Here is an 18,616-nt window from a genome sequence, read left to right as displayed (position 1 = left end):
CGCTGCACAGAGCAGGCGCTTGGCTCTCGCGTTTTACCCCCCAAAGCCAATTAATGGCGATCCCGGTGCAGCCTGATGCCGCATCCCTGAAAAAGTCATGCATAGCGTTTTTATTTTTCCAGGGCATGAAAAACGCCAATAACGGGACGATGGTCAGAGGCCTTCCACGTCAGAGGATCCAGGACCGCCCGGGTTTGCCCCGGAACGACTTCCGACTTCATTCCGCCGTTGACAAAAAGGTAGTCAAAGCGACTGTAACGGTCGGTGGTCGCCTGGAAACAGGTCCATGCACTGCCCGTCTCATCCACCGGACGCAGATCGATCAGCTGCTCACCGCCGCGCCGGCCCCTTACTTCGCGCAAGGGAGCCGAGGCATAGCTGTCGTTCATGTCTCCGACGACCAGCAGATTGATGTCTGGGTTTTCATCGAGAATCGAACGAACGGCTTTATTCAGGAGCCGGGCTTCATTGCGGCGCATTTCGGTCTGTCCCAGCGGACTGTAGACTTTGGATTTCAAATGGACGTTGATCAGGCGAAAGCGATATGACGAGTTCACTTGAATATCAACATCCATAAAACCGCGGGCTACCGGAATTTTCGCCGGACCAATGCTGTACCACTCATTGGTCCAGTTCTGCACAGAAACAATTGGAAAACGACTGAGCAATGCCAGATTGGATTCCACTTTTCGATCATTACGCAGGAGTTCGGCATACGGATAGCCGGCTCCGGCACGTGTCAGAACCTTTCTGAACTTAAAAAAAGTAATTTCGTCTCCCATTTCCTGCAGCGCAAGGACATCCGGGCGGCAGTTGGCGATCAGCTGAATGACGGCATCACATTCTTCCGGCGACTTGGGATCATCCGCCTGTCCATCTTTATCCCGGTCCCTCAGGGCGTATTGATGCACATTATAGGTCATAACAGAAAATGTGTCCGGCTCCGGGAGCCTGCCGCATCCAGCCAACAGGGCTGAAAAAGCCAGGAAGCCTGCCCGCCTTTTCAGTATTGGACCTATATGATATAAGACTCGCGCAGTCATTTTTTCCGTGATAATAGTTAAAGAACTATACAGATCAGCTGATTTTACAAGAAGGTTATTCCATGAAACCGAAGATAAATACGCTCCTGCCGATTCTCGCAACACTTCTCCTTTGGGCTGCCACCGGCCAGTCTGCAGTACGCACGATCACCTCAAAAGGAAACACCTACGTTCCTTTGAACAATATTGTCTCCTACTACGGAATGCAGTTCTCGCAGCCGTCCAAGGACCGTCTCCGCCTCCGCAACAAATGGCACACCATGGAGTTCGAGACCAACAGCCGCCGCTGCTGGGTCAACGGCACTCTTCTCTGGCTGAATAACCCGGTCCAGAAAATCGGCTGGCAATGGACACTGAAGGAACCTGATTTTTCAAAAACGGTAGAGCCTGCGATTCGTCCCTACGCATTCTTAAAACAGGCCGGAAACCGCATTGTCGTGCTTGATCCCGGCCACGGCGGCTCGGACAAAGGAGCGACAAGCCCACGCAAAATCTATGAAAAACTGCTGACAAAAAATATTGCCAATCGCGTGCGCAATCTGCTGCAGGCCCGTGGACTGACCGTTTACCTCACACGGGAAACCGACAAAAAAGTCAGTCTTTCCGAACGCTGCAAAATTGCCTCCCGTTACCGGGCAGATGTCTTTGTGAGCCTGCACGCCGATTCCGGAACCAGCAGTGCAGAAGGAGCGGGGACATTTGTTCTTTCGCTGCCCGGCGAGTACAGCACGCACAGTTACGGCCAAGATTCCGCCCCGACAACCCGATATCCCGGAAACAAATATGATGTGGCGAATCAGGCGCTGGGAACCCGCATTCAACAGCATTTAATCAAGTCGACCCAGCAAACCGACCGGGGAGTTAAACGGGCCCGTTTTCAGGTGCTGCGCGAAGCGCCCTGCCCTGCAACACTGGTTGAAATGGCCTTTCTCACCAACCCTAAAGAAGAGCGCTTTGTGCTCAGTCAAAACGGGCAGGACAAGCTGGCCCGGGGAATTGCTGATGGAATCGTGGCTTATTTCAATGATGTCAAGCGGGCGAAGCAATAAGAGCTGCTGAGGTTATTTCAGGCAAACACAGTGTTTCTCGCACTCTTCCAGCGCGTAACGGTCCGTACAACCGGCCACATAATCGCACACCGTCCGCATCAGCCCCTCGGTTTCAAGACGTTCCTTCGCCTTCTCCCCCATGGTCTCCGGACGCTCAACATAATGCAGGAAAAGTCCTCGCATCAGCTCTACAGCCTCACTGTTGGCATCGGCAACGGCCGGGTGATAATAGAGCTGCTGATACAGGAAATCGGAAAACTCCTGAAGCATACCGGACATTTCACTGCTGAAACAGATCATCCGCCGGGGTGCCCTCATAACATCCGCAATGCGTTCCGGGCGATACTCCTCAAGCCGCGCACGACCCTCTGAAAGAACATCCTGGGCCTGCAGATCAAGCAGATTCCTGATCGTAATCCTCCGGTGCTGATCTTCATCTAAAGCTGCATACTGCTCTTCAGCACGAGCGGCTGCCATTTTCCAAAATGCAAGCTCCCGGAGCTGGTCGAGCGTAATCAGGCCGGCGGAAAGGCCGTCGTCAACATCATGAGCATGATAGGTCATATCATCGGCAACATCGGCAATCTGGGCTTCTAAATATTGAAACGGACCGATCGGATAACCATCCAGATGAGCCTCTGGCGCTGCCGCCTCGTGTTTGAGCAGTCCGGCGCGCACTTCCCATGTCAAATTAAGACCGGCAAATCCGGGGTATTGATATTCCAGCTTTTCAACCGCCCGCAGGCTTTGCAGGTTGTGATCGAAGCCGCCATGCTCCTTCATCAGATCATTCAGCACATACTCGCCCCGATGGCCAAACGGACTGTGTCCGACATCATGGGCAAGACAAATGGTCTCCGTCAGATCCTCATTCACACGAAATACCCGGGCTAAAGTACGCCCCACCGCAGCCATTTCGATTGTGTGGGTCAGGCGGGTTCGATAATGGTCGGCAGTTCCATTCACAAACACCTGCGTTTTATATTCCAGCCTGCGGAAACAGCGACTGTGCAGTACGCGGTCGCGATCGCGCTGAAAACAGGGGCGCACCGGATGCGGCGGCTCTATAAACCTGCGGCCAAGGCTTTCTGCACTGTGCGCTGCATATGGAGCCAAATCATTGGTTTCCAGAGCCTCCCATTGCTGACGGTTATGTGTCATACGCGCATTTTAATGCCATGAACCGATTTGACAAATGACACAAAAACAAAAAACAGCTAGGGTCTGCATTTAGTACACACGCTTCACGAAGGGCACAAAATATGCGCGAGAAAACACTCGAATCGAACACGGTTTTTGAAGGCCGCATCCTGTCAGTTGATGTGCTGAAAGTTGCTCTTCCCGACGGGCGAACCTCCACCCGGGAAATCGTTCGCCATGGCCCAGCCGTTGCAGTGATCGCCCGCCGACCGGACAAACAGTTTATTTTCATTCGCCAGTTTCGAAAAGCAATGGAACGCACCTGCTTTGAGGTCATGGCCGGAAACTGCGATCCCGGGGAAGATCCCGAAGTCGCCGCCATTCGCGAACTCAAAGAGGAAACAGGCTATGCAGCTCTCAGCATTCATCCTCTCGGCTCCATCTATCCGTCTGTCGGGTATTGCACTGAGAGAATCGATATTTTCTACGCCGAAGTCGGCAATGAACCCGGAGAAACAGACTTCGATCACGATGAAGAAATCGAAACGGTTCTGCTCACCGAAAAACAAGTCAAAGCAATGATTCAACAGGGGGATATTCAGGACGCAAAAACCCTTGCAGCGTGGTGTCTTTACAAGAGCAGTTGATGAAAAAAATTAAATACAAATACATGCTACTTTCTATTGATTTCTTCTTCCCGATTAAGATAGCATGGTTGCTCAATTTAGGAGTTATCAGAGTTTGAAAAGAGCTACATACCGTTTTTTTATGATGTCAGTGCTGTGTTGCGCAGCACCTCTTTTCAGTGCTGTTATCGAACAATCAGATACACTTCCTCATCAGAAAGTAGTTACCGGCAGCTCTGTGATTCCGGCTCCATCCTTCAGCTTTGAAGTTAATATCAACGGGCCGAAAGAAGTTCAGGACGATCTCCTTCTTCTAATCGACGTCGACAGCTACTACCGTAATACTGGTCTCAACAGCAATGCATTGGACTTTTGGCCTGCATGGGACGCCCCGCTCACACTCAGAGCAATTGCTCCTCAAACATCTGAGAGCTTTGCGATCGACTTTGATACTGCCGGCATGAACAACGATAGCGACATGCTTGAAGTAACAGATTTCGAATCCCCGACTCTTCTGAACGAAAATAAGGTTTACCTAACCAGTTCATATACAGAGGGTCTAACCACGATGGGTGTCATTCCTGAACCAAGTGTAATCGCATTAGCTTCTTTGTCCGGCATGGGTTTATTGATTTTTCGGAGACTTCTCCCAAAACACAGCTGAAATTATTTTCCGGCCGAGCAAATAACGCGACAGCAAAACTGCACAGCTTCGACAGGCACCAGAGACTCTTCTGAAGGATCCCCAAATAAGCGAGGACGCTGCTCCTTTTTAAAGAAAGCAATACCGGAACCGGTCGCGGCCTGCGGTACAGTTTATGCCTCAGAATAGCCGGGGATTTGCAGACGATCCAGAAAACACGGCGGATCCTGCACGATGAGGCCCGCATCGGGATCGTCGGGCAGTGTGACCGGCTCTTTGACGATCCATCCCTCATCATCCACAACCTGTTCGCACCCCGGCATAGCCCGAATATGCCCCTGCAGCAGACTGCGTACTTCACGAACCACTTCGTCATAAGCCACGTTGCACGCCCGATTACGGGTTTCTTCCGAATCTTTAATGCGGTCAAAAACAGCTCTTTGCGGTCCGAGGCCGACCAGATATACCTCCTATGCTTGGAAGATTTTTCCAACCTGATAGTCGACAAAGGAAATGTATGCCCAGTAATAAGCTTTAATCGGTTGATACAGACGGATATCTCGACCGGTATCGCGGCCTTTATAACGGTTTTGAATCCGGTTGGTATACAGATACAGGCTTTCATTGTCTTCCGCTTTTTTGGCAACGGCATATCGGGACCGCGATACAGTTTGTGCCAGGGAGTCGACGGAGCAAACGGCGGATGGGGATGAATTATGCTGCTAAATAGAAAAAAAGCTGCTCCCCCGTCCCCTCTGACTCCAACCACTCAACGGTACGGCCACCACCCCACGCGCGGGGTGATGCTGCGGCGGCGGAGCAGGCGCATCGAAGCTCTGTTGCTTCAACATAGCTTTTTCTGGTTCCTCCTGAGAACTTTTTGCAGAGACCCTTGTCAGTCCTCGCTGGCATACTTACTGCATAACAGGCAACAATCATGAATAGTCATTTATGACACTGGGGAAAGAACACTATGTCGAATAAAAAGAAGGACACTCGTAAAAACCAATTGATTTTGAACTCAAAACGCATTCAGCATAAAAAAGGTCTGCTTATTCTTTCCGGAAAGACAGCGTCCAGCCACCATAAGATTGAACTACAGGAGATAAATTTGATTAAAAATTCAACACCACTTGACCACAGCTCTTCTCAAGAAGAGTTCCGGGAACAAGATCAGATCTATGACACGATTGTTATTAAAATCCTGTCTGGCATTGGACAAGTTTTGTTCCTTTCATTATTAACACTTTTAGCGCCTGTATGCATCATACTGGACCTTCTTATATTTGAAGATGGCGTTTCAGAACGATCATTAACTGAGTTAACTCAAGCCTCATTGCTGTTTTTATCCATCTCCCTGTTTGCGTACGGCTCCAGAAAACATAATGACTCAAAAGGATTTTTTGTTTTAGCAGCAGGCTTCTTTGGCAGCATGTTTGTACGTGAGATGGACTGGGCCTTTGATCATGTCAGGCATGGTTTCTGGGTCTGGCCTGCGATCCTGTTATCTATATCCTGCATTGCCTATGTTATGAATCATCATAAAAACACAGTACTTAAACCCATGTTGTATTTTTTAGAATCAAAACTTTCTTCGTATATTGTATTCGGTTTGATTGTTGTTTTGGTATTCAGTCGTATTTTTGGCAGCGGAACACTGATTTGGAATCATTTCACATGCCCCCCTGTTTTTAAAGGCGCTTTGCAGGAAGGGCTGGAACTGTTTGGTTATGTCTTTATCGCCTATGGGGCATTCAACTTTGTTCTAAAGAAACGCTCCACGGGCTGACGTCCATGCTTCTGCACGATCTAAAGGATGAGCCCCACTCATCAATGTTTATTCTTATAGAGCTTGCGTTTCCGACAACAGCCCGGCGGGGAAATACGTCGCAGCGGGTAATTTTTCCCGATATTTCAGGGCTATTGTCCGTGTTCACAATACACGGGTTCAGGAACTGTTTTTATGATTCTGTTTCGCGGCCACCTGCTCAATAGAGTTTAAGACATCCTGCCGTTCGCAGCAATCTTCGCCCCCCTCCCGTTGGCATGCTTGTTGCAATGAGCGACGGCAAGTATGGATAGCGATCTAGTACATTGAAAGGAGGATGCTATGCCGAAGAAACAGAAAGAGACTCGTAAAAAGCCCAAATTGACGTTGAAGGAAAAAAAACGCATTCAGCGTGAGAAAGCAGGAATTGTCGCCGGGCGTCTGGTTACCCGTTAACAAAAGAGTCTCCTTTGCCGCACCTTCTGCGGCAAAGGGGCTTACATATTGATCATTGTATGGAGGCGCTAAAAGAATCGTGGTGGGTTCTGCCGCTGTTTATTCTGCTGGCACGAACGGTGGATGTCAGCTTGGGAACATTGCGGGTTATTTTTGTTGCTCGCGGACATCAGCTGCTGGCTCCACTCACCGGTTTTTTCGAGGTTTTAGTCTGGCTGCTGGCTGTGTCCCAGATTATGTCGAACCTGGATAACTGGATTTGTTTTATCGCGTATCCCGCAGGATATGCGCTGGGTGCGTATGTAGGGATCTGTATTGAGCGATGGATCGCCATGGGCTTTGTGCTGGTACGCATGATCCCCGGCAAAGATCCTAACGAATTCGCACAGATCTTGCGCCAACAAGGTTTTGGTGTCACACAGGTGGATGGAGAGGGATCAACAGGACGGATTGCGATTTTGTTCACCGTGGTTCGACGCAGAAAGCTGACGAAGATTTTAAACTCAGTCCGGAAATACCATCACAAGGTCTTTTACACCGTTGAAGATGTGCGCTTGACACGGGAGGGGATTCATCCTTCCATGCCCGTCCGAGGCTTTCCGGCATTGCGCCTTGGGAAATAACGGCCGGTCTGGAACCTATAGACAAGCCATTTATGTGTGCTACCTTCAGTAACATCATTGCAATGAATACGACATCACAAAAAAAATCCGGCAGTGCCGCGCACAAGCTCAGAGAGCGGGTTAAAGAACTCAGCTGCCTCTACGAAATTGCGCAGATTTCAGGTCGCCCTGCCGCGTCACTGCCTGAGATCCTGCAAGGGGTTGCCGAAGCGCTTCCTGCTGCCTGGCAGCGGTCGAAAAATGCGTCAGCGCGAGTGATGCTCGACGGCGCAGAATTCTGCAGCGGAGCCATGCTGCCCCCCGACAGGGGTCGGATTGAACCCATCATGGTTCGCGGCGAATGCCGGGGTGAAGTTGCCGTCGGATATCCCTCGCTGCCACCGGATTCAGTTCCCTCTTTTCTCGAAGAAGAAGACAGGCTGCTGGGGGAAGTCGCCCGCCAGGTGGGACTAATTGTTGACCGTCGCGAAACTGCGGCGGAACAGGAGCGTCTCCGTGCAAAGCTGCGCCATGCGGATCGACTCGCCACAATCGGTCGGCTGGCCGCCGGGGTGGCGCATGAGCTCAACGAACCGCTAGGCGGAATCCTCGGATTTGCACAGCTGCTCGCCAAAACGCCGGACCTGCCCGATCAGGCGCGAGCGGATATTTCAAAAATCGAGGCTGCAACACTGCATGCCCGCGACATTATCCGCCATCTGATGGTATTCGCCCGCCAAACGCCCCCCTGCGATAAGCGGGTCGATTTCAACCGGCTGATCCGCGACAGCGAGGCAATCTGGGGAGCTCGCTGCGCAGCGGCCGGAGTTCAGCTCGTCTACGCGCTCGATCCCGACATTCCGGAAATTATTGCGGATGACCGGCAGCTTCGGCAAGTCGTGACCAATCTGGTTGTAAACGCAATCCAGGCCATGCCGAATGGCGGCTCGTTGAAGATTGAAACCTCGCGCAACGGCACGTGGATCCGGCTGCTTGTTAAAGATGAGGGAATCGGAATTGCTCCGGAGCTTCTCCCGCGCCTTTTCGACCCGTTTTTTACGACTAAAGATGTGAATGAAGGTTCGGGACTCGGCCTGTCGATTGTACACGGCATTGTAACGGGTCATGAGGGAACTATTTCCCTTGAAAGCACGCCGGACTGCGGCACTGCAGTCACTGTTCAACTGCCTATTCACCGTCCGCCCACTCATGGAGAATCTCATGAACAAGCCTGAGCATGTATTAGTCGTGGATGATTCTCCGGATACACTGGAGGTTGTCCGGCGCAATCTGACTTCTGCCGGATATTCGGTGCAAACGGTATCCGGAGTGGAAGAAGCCATTCGGACATTAAATTCGGCACAGGTCGATCTGGTCATTACCGATCTGCGCATGCCGAAAATCAGCGGAATGGACCTGATTCGGCACATCCGGGAAAATCATGCCGACACGGAAGTTATTATGATTACCGGTTACGCATCGGTTCCCGGTGCGGTAACGGCCATGCAGACCGGGGCTCAGGAGTATCTTGCCAAGCCGTTTACCGATGAAGAACTGCTGCAGGCGGTACAGCGGTCAGTCCAACGGCTTCGGCTTCGCCGCGCGGCTTCCGGCAACGGAACCGTTCCGTCTGCAGCCCGGGGCATCTTAGGCGAATCGGCACCGATGAAAGCATTGGGGAGGGACATTGGGAAAGCGGCTCAAAGCTCTGCCACCGTATTGATCCTGGGAGAAAGCGGGACTGGCAAGGAACTGGTCGCCCGTGCGGTTCATTACAGCAGCGACCGTGCCTCAGCACCGTTCATTCCGGTGAATTGCGGCGGAATTCCCGACGGACTGCTTGAAAGTGAATTATTTGGCGCAAGAAAAGGTGCTTTTACGGGAGCCCATGAATCCCGCCCCGGCTTTTTCCAGGCCGCAGAGGGCGGCAGTATTTTTCTGGATGAGATCGCCGAACTGACTTTGGCGATGCAAGCGGTTCTGCTGCGTGTTTTACAGGACAAGGTCGTATTCATGGTTGGGGCACGCGAACCGCGCAAAGTGGATGTGAGGATTCTGGCCGCAACCAATAAAAGACTGGAAACGATGGTTGAAAAAGGTGAATTCCGAGAAGATCTATACTATCGCATTAACGTAATTCCTCTATGTCTTCCGCCCCTGCGTGAAAGGACGGACGACATTCCGCTGCTGATTCGTCACTTTGCCAACCGCTTCGCCAAAGAACAGGGGAAGCCGACACCGGAGTTTGATGATCGTGTTCTGCAGATGTTTCAGACATATGCCTGGCCCGGCAATGTGCGGGAACTCGAGAATGTGGTTCAACGATTAGTGCTGATGACAGAGAGCGATGTGATCACCGCACCGGAACTGCCGGAACTGATGCGTTTTTCTGTCTCGCAAAGCGGAAATGTTCGGCGCTCTCTGGCGCAGGTGGAAGCAGAACACATTCAAACTGTGCTGGCCAGTGTTGCGGGCAATAAGACCCGGGCTGCAGCCATTCTGGGCATTGACCGAAAAACGCTTCAAAACAGACTCAAAGCGTAGCAAGACAATCGCGTAAATCTTCTGCGATTGAGGAAATCTGCCTCAGTTCCTGCAGACGAATTCCGTCTTACCATAAACCATACGCCGCAAAACCCAGAAGGCAGAACACGTCAAGCCGCTCGCAATGAACACCTTGCACCCCGAGCACCTGCCTCAAGCCCTCCGGCCTTCCTCTTGGCATACCTGTTGCAGTGAAAATTCGCCATCAGGAGGTGCGCATCATGGAAAACGAAAAAATAAACAGAACAATTACGCTTACGTTTTCTGACTACATTCATTTGCAGGATTTATTGAGAGCCGCCAGGGCCATGGGGTTTCAACCGTTTACTTTGGTCAATAAGCTGGAAGCAGAACTGAATCGTGCCGTCGTGGTCACGTCACATGCAATCCCGCGCCATATCCTCACCATGAACACCTGCGCCCGGCTGACCGACATGACCTCCGGAAAAAGTATGGATTATACACTGGTCTTTCCCGGCGAGGCCAACCAACTGCAAGGCAAACTGTCTGTTCTCTCCGAACAGGGTATCGCTCTTATCGGGTTTTCTGCCGGCAGCATAATCGACTGGGAATCTCCGGAAGGACACCAGATCACCCGGATCGACTGGATTAACTTTCAGCCCGAAACAGCAAAACAATACGAATTATAGAACATCTGACTAACAAGATCGAAGGAGTGGAAAATGTATTCAGATATGCTTTCAAAATATAAAAAGGCGATTCAGGAGCAGTCTGCGCGCAACTCACGATGGCTTCCCTCGTTTTCCGGCGTAAAAATTCCGCGCCTGATTCCATCCCTCATCCGGATAATCAGACACCAGAAGCAACACGCCAGATTGAGAAGAATTAAAAAGAGAATCAAAACCTATTGGGTATAACGACAAAGGAGACGCAATGAGAGAAGAATCCATCATTATGACATGGCCGGACCATGCCCGGCTGACCGAACTGGTTGAAGAACATCATTACGCCAATCAGGGCGCAGACTCTGAAGCATTTAAAAAACTGCGTCATGAACTGGAACGAGCCCAGCTGGTTGCAGAAAAAGATATCCCCCCAGATGTCGTAACCATGGACTCTCAGGTTCAGGTCTTTGATCTGGAAATGGGAGACCGCTATGTCTTCACGCTGTCCTGGCCAAACCAGAAAAAGACGGTAGATGACCGAATCAACGTATTGGCCCCGCTGGGAATGGCCTTGTTAGGCAGCCGGGTTGGTCAGCACATCGAATGGCCCCTGCCCGAGGGAACCTGTCGCCTGCGCATTGAAGAAGTTCTGTTTCAACCGGAACACAACATAACATATAGCAATATGAAAAAAAGAGATCAGCTTGAATCCGTATATCCATAAAGTTCCGGTGATTGCAGCGGCATCACCGGAGAGGGTTGACTATAACGAACAGCGTCCGTACAGTTTAGCGCCTGCGGTGTTCGCGGCGCGTCTCCCCCCTAGGGGGAGAACGGAAATGCTTGGCATTCCGATGAAAAAAAGACTGCTGATGTTCACCCTGAAAACTGGATCTCACGATATCTTCTCCATGAATTAAGTGGCTGGACTAATGAACTTTTCAGGCATTACAAATGCCTGATCTGGTTTCATTTTCCAATGCTTGGAAAATCTGTTATGCTTCTTGAAAAACAGGGAGGAAACCATGGAACTGCACGGCATGAAATGCGAAGCCTGTCTGACGGGCGCTCCTCTGGTTACACACGAGGATGCCGACAAACTCAACAAACTGATCCCTGACTGGAACATTGTCGAACAGGAGGGGATGAAACGGCTTGAGCGCGTTTTTAAATTTCCTGATTTCGCCGGGGCGCTCGACTTCACCAATCGCGTCGGCAAACTGGCTGAAGAAAACAACCATCACCCCGCCATTCTCACAGAATGGGGAAAAGTGACGGTGCAATGGTGGACGCATAAAATCGGCGGGCTGCACATGAATGATTTCATCATGGCCGCAAAAACCGACGAACTGTTCTGAATTACAAATCCAGAAAGTTCTGAAGAAGCTGCTTGCCGTTTTCGGTCAGGATGGATTCCGGATGGAACTGGACTCCGTGAACCGGGAATTCTGTATGCTGCAGGCCCATAATTTCGCCTTCAGCGGTTTCCGCCGTGATTTTCAGACAGGACGGCAGGCTCTCACGCTCAACAATCAGAGAATGGTACCGTGTGGCATTAAACGGACTGGGGAGTCCTTTGAAGACGCTCTCACCTTGATGCAGAATCGGAGAAACCTTGCCGTGCATCAGGCGTTCGGCCCGAACCACTTTGCCGCCGTACACATCGCCGATAGACTGGTGTCCGAGGCAGACGCCAAGCAGCGGCACACGATGCCCGAACTCGCGAATAATCTCGCAGGATATACCGGCCTCTTTCGGCGAACACGGACCGGGACTGACCATCACTTTATCCGGTTTGAGAGCAACAGCTTCCGCCACGGTAATCTTATCGTTGCGGAAAATCTTCATTTCCGCGCCCAGCTCGCCCAGATACTGCACGAGATTGTAAGTAAAAGAATCGTAGTTATCGATGATAAGGATCATTTGTTTCCCCTTTCCCGGGCTGCCGCATAATGCCTGGCCAGAGAAAGAGCTTTCAGAACCGCTCCGGCTTTGTTGCGGGTTTCCCAGTATTCGGTTTCCGGCACCGAATCGGCGACGATGCCGCCACCCGCCTGTACATAGGCTTTATCCTTGTCCAGCACCACCGTGCGAATGGTGATACAGGAATCGAGGTTACCGTCGAAACTGAAGTACCCAACCGCACCGGCATATGGACCGCGCTTGGTTTTTTCGAGCTCAGCGATAATTTCCATGGCCCGGATTTTGGGTGCACCGCTGACGGTTCCTGCGGGGAACGTTGCTTTCATCACATCATAGGCGTCATGTTCCGGAAGCAGTGTCCCGGTCACATCGGAAACGATGTGCATCACATGGCTGTAACGCTCAATAATCATCTGCTCCGGCACACCGACCGTATTGAATTCACAGACGCGGCCGACATCATTGCGGCCCAGATCGACCAGCATTACATGCTCAGCGATTTCCTTCGGATCCGCCAGCAGCTCTGTTTCCAGTGCCACATCCTCTTCTTCGGTTTTTCCGCGCGGACGGGTTCCGGCGATCGGACGCAGCTCGACCCGACGATCCTCACAGCGGACATGCACTTCCGGCGACGAGCCGACCAGTGCACTTTCGCCCAAATCAAGGCAGAACATGTAAGGAGAAGGATTAATCGCCCGCAGTGCACGGTAAACATCCAGCGAGTCGGCGTGGTTTTCCACTTCAAAACGCTGGGATAGCACCACCTGAATAATATCTCCGGCGCGAATATACTCTTTTCCCGTTTCAATCATCTGACGATATTCCGGAAGCGTCATATTCGATTCAGGAATCATCTGTTCGACATCCTGGTGCGCATCAATCAGCACCCGCTGAACCGGCTGCTGAAGCGCTTCGCACAGTTCATCAATATCCGCCACGGCCGCATCATACGCCGCATTCGCGTCGTCATCCACATACGCATTCGACAGCACTTTCACCGTTTGGTTGACCCGGTCAAAAATCAAAAGAGCATTGGTGACCATCATCACCATGTCCGGATTGCCGATAATGTCATTTTCAATCACCGGAACACGCGGCTCAAACACCGAAATCATGTCGTAGCCGATAAACCCGACCGCGCCGCCGATAAATCGCGGCAGTCCCGAGTCCTTCACCGGCTTATAGCGTTCCATGTACTCTTTCAGAACATCCAGCGGGTCCGCATTGTTCACTTCGGTCGTCTGGTCGCCCTCCGTAATGACGGTTGAACTGCCGATCGCTCGAACAATGGCCCGCGGGTTGCCGCCGATAAACGAATAGCGTCCGATATGCTCTCCGCCCTCGACACTCTCCAGCATCCAGGTGTGCGAGGCGTGGTCTTTTTCACGCAAAAACTTACGTACACGTTCATAAGCGGAAACCGGGGTCTCCTGATCAGCCAGAATCTCTGTCCAGACCGGAATCAGATTTCCCTCCTCCGCTTTTGCCAAAAACTCTTCTCTATTCGGTGTAATGTTCATAACAATCTCAACATTTCTACCCGCAACCGGCTTTCCGCGCAACGGATCAATGAGAAATCTTTTGCTTCAGCCGGCTCACTCGTCGAAACGCCTCATCCATCCGATCCTCGCTGACCCGACCGGACTCAACCAGCCGGACAATCGTCTGGACCGACAGCGGAACGGTATCGGGGTTATAATCGGCATTATTGGCAATCAGCAGAATATCGACTCCAGCGTTCAGAGCCTGCTCCACGGCGGTTTCAAACCCGTAATGATCCGCAATCGCTTTCATCCCCAGATCATCACTGATCACCACCCCGTTATAACCGAGTTCTTCGCGAAGAATTCCCGACACCATTGCCCGGGAAAGCGTCGCGGGCCAGTCCGGATCCAGCGAGCGCTGGAAAATATGCGCCGTCATCACGGTATCGGTTTTTTCACAGAGCGCACGATACGGCTTCAGCTCCTCCAGGCTCCAGGTTTCCGTCACATCGGTCATCCCCAGATGAGAATCGGCCGTTGAACTGCCGTGTCCCGGAAAATGCTTCAGCGTACAGAGGACGCCGGCATCGTGATGCGCCTGAATAAACTGAGCGGCGTGCCGGACAACGACATCAGGATCTGAAGACAGCGTCCGTTCTTTTTGGACGATAAAATTGTCCGGGTTTACTGCCAGATCAGCAACGGGCGCGAGATTCAGGTTAATTCCTGCTGCACGAAGCGCCTCGGCCAGTTCCTGCGCTTTTCCATACGTAAACGCAGTCGAGTCCGCCTCTCCCAACGCCTGAAAAGACCTTGTTTCAGGAAATCCATACTCCGGCTTCAGCCGGTTGACTCGCCCGCCTTCCTGATCAATCGCAACCAGCAGCGGCACATCAGCAAACGACTGCAGCGCAGAAGTCAATGCCGCCAGCTGCTGCGGAGACCGGATATTGCGGCGCAGCTCACCCTGCGCGACATCCTGATCAAACAAAATCACTGCGCCCAGATGAAAATCGCGAATATCGCGCACCACCGGACTGTCTTCATCGATTGACTCCCCGCGAAAACCGACCATCAGAATCTGCCCGGCTTTCTCCTCCAGAGTCAGCTCCTGAACCCCGGCACAACCGACCAGAAGGCCGATCAAACAAAACAGCAGACTCTTCATCATAAAACCTTCAGAATTTTTCCGGTCAGCCCGGCGCGGAATGAATACGAATCGCCCTCCCGTTTCCCGATCAGAGCGGCACCGACCGGCGATTCCGGCGTAATCACCGTCACTTCCCGCCCTTCCACCATCAACTCCGTGCCGCCGCCACAGGGAAGCAGAAAGAAAAGAAAAACGTCTTTTGCCTGCTCCACCTCAACCAGAGCTCCCGCATCCACCGACTTGCCGGCAAATGACAACAGCTTCAGCGCCCGCAGCTCATAAACGTCCGCAGCCAGCGCTTTAAACTGCTGAGCATGCCCTCGCGCCAGATAAGATGCTTCCAGGCCACAGGTATCCCATTTTGTCTCTGCGCGCGCCTCGCTGTGCGTCGCCCCGGCCGATGCATCCGCATTCGCGGCCTGCAACCGGCGCAGATCCTCTTCCAGCTTCTCCAGCAGGGCCTCTAAAATCGTTGTCTTATTCATCCACCCATCTATATACTGCGCGGCATGAATTTCGAATTGCAAAAAACTGAAAACCTGCGCGTTGAAAGCATCACCCGCCTGAAAACCCCGCAGGACCTCAAAACACGTTTCCCGGCCAGCGAAACCGCACTGGAAACCGTCCTCCGCGGCCGCAGTGAAGTCCGGAACGTACTCGACCGCAGCGACAAACGGATGCTGCTCATCATCGGCCCCTGCTCCATCCACGATCCGGAAGCCGCACTCGACTACGCCAAACGCCTCGCCGCCCTGCGCGACGAAGTGCAGGATAAAATCCTGATCGTCATGCGCGTCTATTTCGAAAAACCGCGCACCACCGTCGGCTGGAAAGGCTTCATCAACGACCCGCACCTCGACGACTCCTGCGACATGAAGTACGGCCTGCGCACCGCCCGCAAACTGATGCTCGACATCCTTGAACTCGGCCTGCCGATCGCCGCCGAATTTCTGGACCCGATCGTCCCGCAATACATGGCCGACCTCGTCAGCTGGGCCGCCATCGGCGCGCGCACCGTTGAATCGCAGACACACCGTGAAATGGCCAGCGGACTCTCCATGCCGGTGGGACTCAAAAACACCACCGACGGCGGCATCCAGCGCGCCATCGACGCCATCCTCGCCTGCCGCGCCCCGCACAGTTTTCTGGGAATCGACCAGGCCGGCCACAGCAGCATCATCAAAACCACCGGCAATCCGTATACCCACCTCGTCCTGCGCGGCGGCGGCGGAACCACCAACTATCACGCCGACGAAGTCGCCGCGGCCGCCGAAAAACTGCGCGCCGCCGGACTCTCCGACGCCATGATGGTCGACTGCTCGCACGCAAACTCCGGCAAAGTGCCCGCCCGTCAGGCCGATGTCTGGAAAGAACTGCTCGAACAGCGTCAAAATCCGGACTGCCCGGTCGTCGGCGCCATGATCGAAAGCTTTATTGAAGAAGGCAACCAGCCGATCAGCGACAACCTCAAATACGGCCTGTCCATCACCGACGGCTGCATGAGCTGGGAAATGACTGAATCGCTGCTGCGCAGCGTCGTGGAATAATGGAATACGGAACACTGGAATTATTAAATTATGAAACCGACCCAACATTCCACCGTTCCAGCTCCTCCCCATTCCAATCCTGTTCGCTTTCCAGCCGAGTGGGAACCGCAGGATGCCGTCCTGATTGCGTGGCCGCATACCGAAACAGACTGGGCGCCTTATCTGGACGAAGCCGAAAAGGTTTTCCTGAAAATTGCCGAAGCGGTTACCCGTTTCGAAACACTGATCGTCGCCACGCCGGAACCGGATGCAGTCCGCGAAAAATTACCGCATCTCGACCGGGTCCGGGTTTTCGACATCGAAACCAACGACACCTGGGCGCGTGATTTCGGACCGATTACCATTTTCGAAGACGGAAAACCGCTTCTGCTCGATTTCACCTTCACCGGCTGGGGCGGGAAATTTGAAGCCGGACTCGACGACCGGATCACGTCAACACTCCACAAAGCGGGCGCATTCGGCGAAACTCCGTTTCGCAAAGTCGACCTGATTCTAGAAGGCGGCAGTATCGAGAGCGATGGCGAAGGCACCCTGCTCACCACCACTGAATGCCTGCTCAATCCCAACCGCAACGAGAAATTGAGCAAAGAACAGATCGAAAAAAAACTAACCATAGACCTCGGCTCGAAACAGTTTCAATGGCTAGAAAACGGCGCACTCGCCGGCGACGATACCGACGCGCACATCGATACGCTCGCCCGCCTCTGCCCCAACCACACAATTCTTTACGTTCAATGCGACGATCCGACCGACGAACATTTTGAAATTTTCCAAGGATTGGAAAACGAACTGAAACAAACCGACTTCAGGCTGATTCCTCTTCCGTGGCCGAAAGCCAAATTTGGTGCCGATGGCGACCGACTGCCCGCCACCTACGCCAATTACCTGGTCATTAACGATGCCGTGCTGGTTCCGACCTACAACGATCCGGCCGATTTCCAGGCACTGGAAACCGTCCAGCAGGCATTTCCCGACCGCGAGATCATCGGCATCGATTGTTCCACCCTGATCCGCCAACACGGGTCCCTGCACTGCGTAACCATGCAGATCCCTCAAGGAGTGCTAAAATGAAAAAACTGAAAGTCGGGCTGGTTCAGCAGTCGTGCACTGCCGACCGTGAAGCCAACATTGAAAAGAGCATGGCTGCGATCCGCCGCTGCGCGGAACAGGGAGCTCAACTGGTTGCTCTGCAGGAACTGCACACCGGCCTCTATTTCTGCCAGACCGAAGATACGAATCAGTTTAATCTCGCCGAAACCATTCCCGGCCCCTCCACCGACACCTTCGGAGAACTGGCCAAAGAACTCGGCATTGTGATTGTGACCTCGCTGTTCGAAAAACGCGCGCCCGGTCTGTATCACAATACCGCGGTCGTGCTCGACCGCGACGGATCGATGGCCGGGAAATACCGGAAAATGCATATTCCGGATGATCCGGGCTATTATGAAAAATTTTATTTCACCCCCGGCGACCTCGGATTCACCCCAATCAAGACCTCGGTCGGCACGCTCGGCGTGCTGGTCTGCTGGGACCAGTGGTATCCGGAAGCGGCGCGGCTGATGGCAACGGCTGGCGCCGAGCTGCTGATTTATCCAACCGCCATCGGCTGGGACCCGAGTGACACCGGGGACGAACAGGCGCGCCAGCGCGAAGCGTGGATCACCATTCAGCGCGCGCACGCGGTCGCCAACGGCATTCCGGTGCTGAGCATCAACCGCACCGGCTTCGAACCGTCGCCCGCAGGAGAGAGCGGAGCTCAGTTCTGGGGATCGAGCTTCGTTGCCGGCTGTCAGGGTGAAATGCTGGCCCAAACCGGCACCGATGAGGAAACCGAACTGGTCGTTGAACTCGACGGCGCGCGCAGCGAAACGGTGCGACGCATATGGCCCTATCTGCGTGACCGCCGTATCGACGCCTACAACGGTCTCAGCGCCCGGTTTCTTGACTGACCCCCGCCTCGAATCCGGTCAAAATAATTCTATTCTTTTGGAGCTTAAAGCCATGTTTAACAACGG

Annotated in this window: 20 protein-coding genes; 13 read left to right on the top strand and 7 right to left on the bottom strand. The window is 52.9% G+C overall.

Going from position 1 to position 18,616, the window contains the following annotated elements; all coding sequences use genetic code 11:
• Nucleotides 1–110 precede the first annotated feature (110 nt).
• Nucleotides 111–923 carry an endonuclease/exonuclease/phosphatase family protein gene (locus GT409_RS09295; protein WP_160628826.1) on the bottom strand — a complete coding sequence of 271 codons (813 nt, stop codon included), beginning with the start codon at nt 921–923 and terminating at the stop codon, nt 111–113.
• Between the two features lie 182 nt (nt 924–1,105).
• Here GT409_RS09295 and GT409_RS09290 point away from each other — a divergent pair, with 182 nt between their 5' ends.
• Nucleotides 1,106–2,092, top strand: a complete 987-nt coding sequence (locus GT409_RS09290; protein WP_160628825.1) for an N-acetylmuramoyl-L-alanine amidase family protein — start codon at nt 1,106–1,108, stop codon at nt 2,090–2,092.
• A gap of 12 nt (nt 2,093–2,104) precedes the next feature.
• On the opposite strand, the gene GT409_RS09285 is transcribed toward GT409_RS09290, so the two are convergent.
• Entirely contained in the window at nt 2,105–3,253 is a 1,149-nt protein-coding gene (locus GT409_RS09285) for a deoxyguanosinetriphosphate triphosphohydrolase (RefSeq protein WP_160628824.1), read from the bottom strand.
• A gap of 101 nt (nt 3,254–3,354) precedes the next feature.
• Between GT409_RS09285 and GT409_RS09280 the strand changes: the two genes are divergently transcribed.
• Both GT409_RS09280 and GT409_RS09275 read left to right on the top strand, forming a co-directional pair.
• The gene (locus GT409_RS09280; RefSeq protein ID WP_160628823.1) at nt 3,355–3,879 is read left to right on the top strand and encodes an NUDIX hydrolase; all 525 of its coding nucleotides are present in this window, start codon (nt 3,355–3,357) and stop codon (nt 3,877–3,879) included.
• 94 nt (nt 3,880–3,973) lie between these two features.
• Nucleotides 3,974–4,522: a hypothetical protein gene (locus GT409_RS09275; RefSeq protein ID WP_160628822.1), complete on the top strand. Its 549-nt coding sequence runs from the start codon at nt 3,974–3,976 to the stop codon at nt 4,520–4,522.
• A 152-nt stretch (nt 4,523–4,674) separates the two neighbouring features.
• Here the strand turns inward: GT409_RS09275 and GT409_RS09270 are convergent, their stop codons facing one another.
• The gene (locus tag GT409_RS09270) at nt 4,675–4,884 is read right to left on the bottom strand and encodes a hypothetical protein (protein WP_160628821.1); all 210 of its coding nucleotides are present in this window, start codon (nt 4,882–4,884) and stop codon (nt 4,675–4,677) included.
• A 590-nt stretch (nt 4,885–5,474) separates the two neighbouring features.
• Here GT409_RS09270 and GT409_RS09265 point away from each other — a divergent pair.
• The 7 genes from GT409_RS09265 to GT409_RS09235 all read left to right on the top strand — a co-directional run bounded on the left by GT409_RS09265 (nt 5,475) and on the right by GT409_RS09235 (nt 11,855).
• The gene (locus GT409_RS09265) at nt 5,475–6,290 is read left to right on the top strand and encodes a hypothetical protein (protein WP_160628820.1); all 816 of its coding nucleotides are present in this window, start codon (nt 5,475–5,477) and stop codon (nt 6,288–6,290) included.
• Nucleotides 6,291–6,784: 494 nt separating this feature from the next.
• Entirely contained in the window at nt 6,785–7,348 is a 564-nt protein-coding gene (locus GT409_RS09260; RefSeq protein ID WP_160628819.1) for a DUF2179 domain-containing protein, read from the top strand.
• 62 nt (nt 7,349–7,410) lie between these two features.
• Nucleotides 7,411–8,562, top strand: coding sequence for a sensor histidine kinase (locus GT409_RS09255; RefSeq protein WP_160628818.1), 1,152 nt, complete (start codon nt 7,411–7,413; stop codon nt 8,560–8,562).
• Nucleotides 8,549–9,871 (top strand): sigma-54-dependent transcriptional regulator, encoded by a 1,323-nt coding sequence (locus GT409_RS09250; RefSeq protein WP_160628817.1) that lies wholly within the window; start codon nt 8,549–8,551, stop codon nt 9,869–9,871. Before GT409_RS09255 ends, GT409_RS09250 begins: the two co-directional genes overlap by 14 nt.
• Nucleotides 9,872–10,092: 221 nt before the next feature.
• Nucleotides 10,093–10,521, top strand: a complete 429-nt coding sequence (locus GT409_RS09245; protein ID WP_160628816.1) for a GreA/GreB family elongation factor — start codon at nt 10,093–10,095, stop codon at nt 10,519–10,521.
• A gap of 244 nt (nt 10,522–10,765) precedes the next feature.
• Entirely contained in the window at nt 10,766–11,221 is a 456-nt protein-coding gene (rnk, locus tag GT409_RS09240; protein ID WP_160628815.1) for a nucleoside diphosphate kinase regulator, read from the top strand.
• A 301-nt stretch (nt 11,222–11,522) separates the two neighbouring features.
• The gene (locus GT409_RS09235) at nt 11,523–11,855 is read left to right on the top strand and encodes a 4a-hydroxytetrahydrobiopterin dehydratase (protein WP_160628814.1); all 333 of its coding nucleotides are present in this window, start codon (nt 11,523–11,525) and stop codon (nt 11,853–11,855) included.
• 1 nt (nt 11,856) lies between these two features.
• Here GT409_RS09235 and GT409_RS09230 read toward each other — a convergent pair whose 3' ends face one another.
• Genes GT409_RS09230 through GT409_RS09215 form a run of 4 tightly spaced genes read right to left on the bottom strand, consistent with a single transcriptional unit; the run spans nt 11,857 to nt 15,539 of the window.
• Entirely contained in the window at nt 11,857–12,420 is a 564-nt protein-coding gene (locus tag GT409_RS09230) for an anthranilate synthase component II (RefSeq protein ID WP_160628813.1), read from the bottom strand.
• Nucleotides 12,417–13,940, bottom strand: coding sequence for an anthranilate synthase component I (gene trpE / locus GT409_RS09225; RefSeq protein WP_160628812.1), 1,524 nt, complete (start codon nt 13,938–13,940; stop codon nt 12,417–12,419). The genes GT409_RS09230 and trpE overlap by 4 nt, the downstream gene beginning before the upstream one ends.
• Before the next feature lie 46 nt (nt 13,941–13,986).
• Entirely contained in the window at nt 13,987–15,075 is a 1,089-nt protein-coding gene (locus tag GT409_RS09220; RefSeq protein ID WP_160628811.1) for a glycoside hydrolase family 3 protein, read from the bottom strand.
• Entirely contained in the window at nt 15,072–15,539 is a 468-nt protein-coding gene (locus GT409_RS09215) for a GreA/GreB family elongation factor (protein WP_160628810.1), read from the bottom strand. Before GT409_RS09215 ends, GT409_RS09220 begins: the two co-directional genes overlap by 4 nt.
• Nucleotides 15,540–15,575: 36 nt before the next feature.
• Between GT409_RS09215 and GT409_RS09210 the strand changes: the two genes are divergently transcribed.
• The 3 genes from GT409_RS09210 to GT409_RS09200 are packed head-to-tail and all read left to right on the top strand — an operon-like array spanning nt 15,576 to nt 18,550.
• The gene (locus GT409_RS09210; protein WP_269844916.1) at nt 15,576–16,601 is read left to right on the top strand and encodes a 3-deoxy-7-phosphoheptulonate synthase; all 1,026 of its coding nucleotides are present in this window, start codon (nt 15,576–15,578) and stop codon (nt 16,599–16,601) included.
• Nucleotides 16,602–16,631: 30 nt separating this feature from the next.
• Nucleotides 16,632–17,672, top strand: coding sequence for an agmatine deiminase family protein (locus GT409_RS09205; protein WP_160628808.1), 1,041 nt, complete (start codon nt 16,632–16,634; stop codon nt 17,670–17,672).
• A 5-nt stretch (nt 17,673–17,677) separates the two neighbouring features.
• A complete protein-coding gene (locus GT409_RS09200; RefSeq protein WP_160630084.1) occupies nt 17,678–18,550 on the top strand; it encodes a carbon-nitrogen hydrolase in 873 nt (290 codons plus the stop codon).
• Nucleotides 18,551–18,616: the final 66 nt, after the last annotated feature.

This window comes from Tichowtungia aerotolerans (assembly GCF_009905215.1).
Taxonomy (GTDB): Bacteria; Verrucomicrobiota; Kiritimatiellia; order Kiritimatiellales; family Tichowtungiaceae; genus Tichowtungia; species Tichowtungia aerotolerans.
The sequence above is the reverse complement of the archived record's forward strand: the minus strand, read 5'-3'. Positions and strand labels throughout refer to the sequence as shown.

Excerpts from the sequence above, each read along its gene's own strand:
- GT409_RS09255 (WP_160628818.1), top strand. The coding sequence starts at position 7,411 with ATGAATACGACATCACAAAAAAAATCCGGCAGTGCCGCGCACAAGCTC.
- GT409_RS09290 (WP_160628825.1), top strand. The coding sequence starts at position 1,106 with ATGAAACCGAAGATAAATACGCTCCTGCCGATTCTCGCAACACTTCTC.
- GT409_RS09280 (WP_160628823.1), top strand. The coding sequence starts at position 3,355 with ATGCGCGAGAAAACACTCGAATCGAACACGGTTTTTGAAGGCCGCATC.
- GT409_RS09230 (WP_160628813.1), bottom strand. The coding sequence starts at position 12,420 with ATGATCCTTATCATCGATAACTACGATTCTTTTACTTACAATCTCGTG.
- trpE (WP_160628812.1), bottom strand. The coding sequence starts at position 13,940 with ATGAACATTACACCGAATAGAGAAGAGTTTTTGGCAAAAGCGGAGGAG.
- GT409_RS09250 (WP_160628817.1), top strand. The coding sequence starts at position 8,549 with ATGAACAAGCCTGAGCATGTATTAGTCGTGGATGATTCTCCGGATACA.
- GT409_RS09265 (WP_160628820.1), top strand. The coding sequence starts at position 5,475 with ATGTCGAATAAAAAGAAGGACACTCGTAAAAACCAATTGATTTTGAAC.
- GT409_RS09285 (WP_160628824.1), bottom strand. The coding sequence starts at position 3,253 with ATGACACATAACCGTCAGCAATGGGAGGCTCTGGAAACCAATGATTTG.
- GT409_RS09205 (WP_160628808.1), top strand. The coding sequence starts at position 16,632 with ATGAAACCGACCCAACATTCCACCGTTCCAGCTCCTCCCCATTCCAAT.
- GT409_RS09245 (WP_160628816.1), top strand. The coding sequence starts at position 10,093 with ATGGAAAACGAAAAAATAAACAGAACAATTACGCTTACGTTTTCTGAC.
- GT409_RS09220 (WP_160628811.1), bottom strand. The coding sequence starts at position 15,075 with ATGATGAAGAGTCTGCTGTTTTGTTTGATCGGCCTTCTGGTCGGTTGT.
- GT409_RS09235 (WP_160628814.1), top strand. The coding sequence starts at position 11,523 with ATGGAACTGCACGGCATGAAATGCGAAGCCTGTCTGACGGGCGCTCCT.
- GT409_RS09260 (WP_160628819.1), top strand. The coding sequence starts at position 6,785 with ATGGAGGCGCTAAAAGAATCGTGGTGGGTTCTGCCGCTGTTTATTCTG.
- GT409_RS09215 (WP_160628810.1), bottom strand. The coding sequence starts at position 15,539 with ATGAATAAGACAACGATTTTAGAGGCCCTGCTGGAGAAGCTGGAAGAG.
- rnk (WP_160628815.1), top strand. The coding sequence starts at position 10,766 with ATGAGAGAAGAATCCATCATTATGACATGGCCGGACCATGCCCGGCTG.
- GT409_RS09295 (WP_160628826.1), bottom strand. The coding sequence starts at position 923 with ATGACCTATAATGTGCATCAATACGCCCTGAGGGACCGGGATAAAGAT.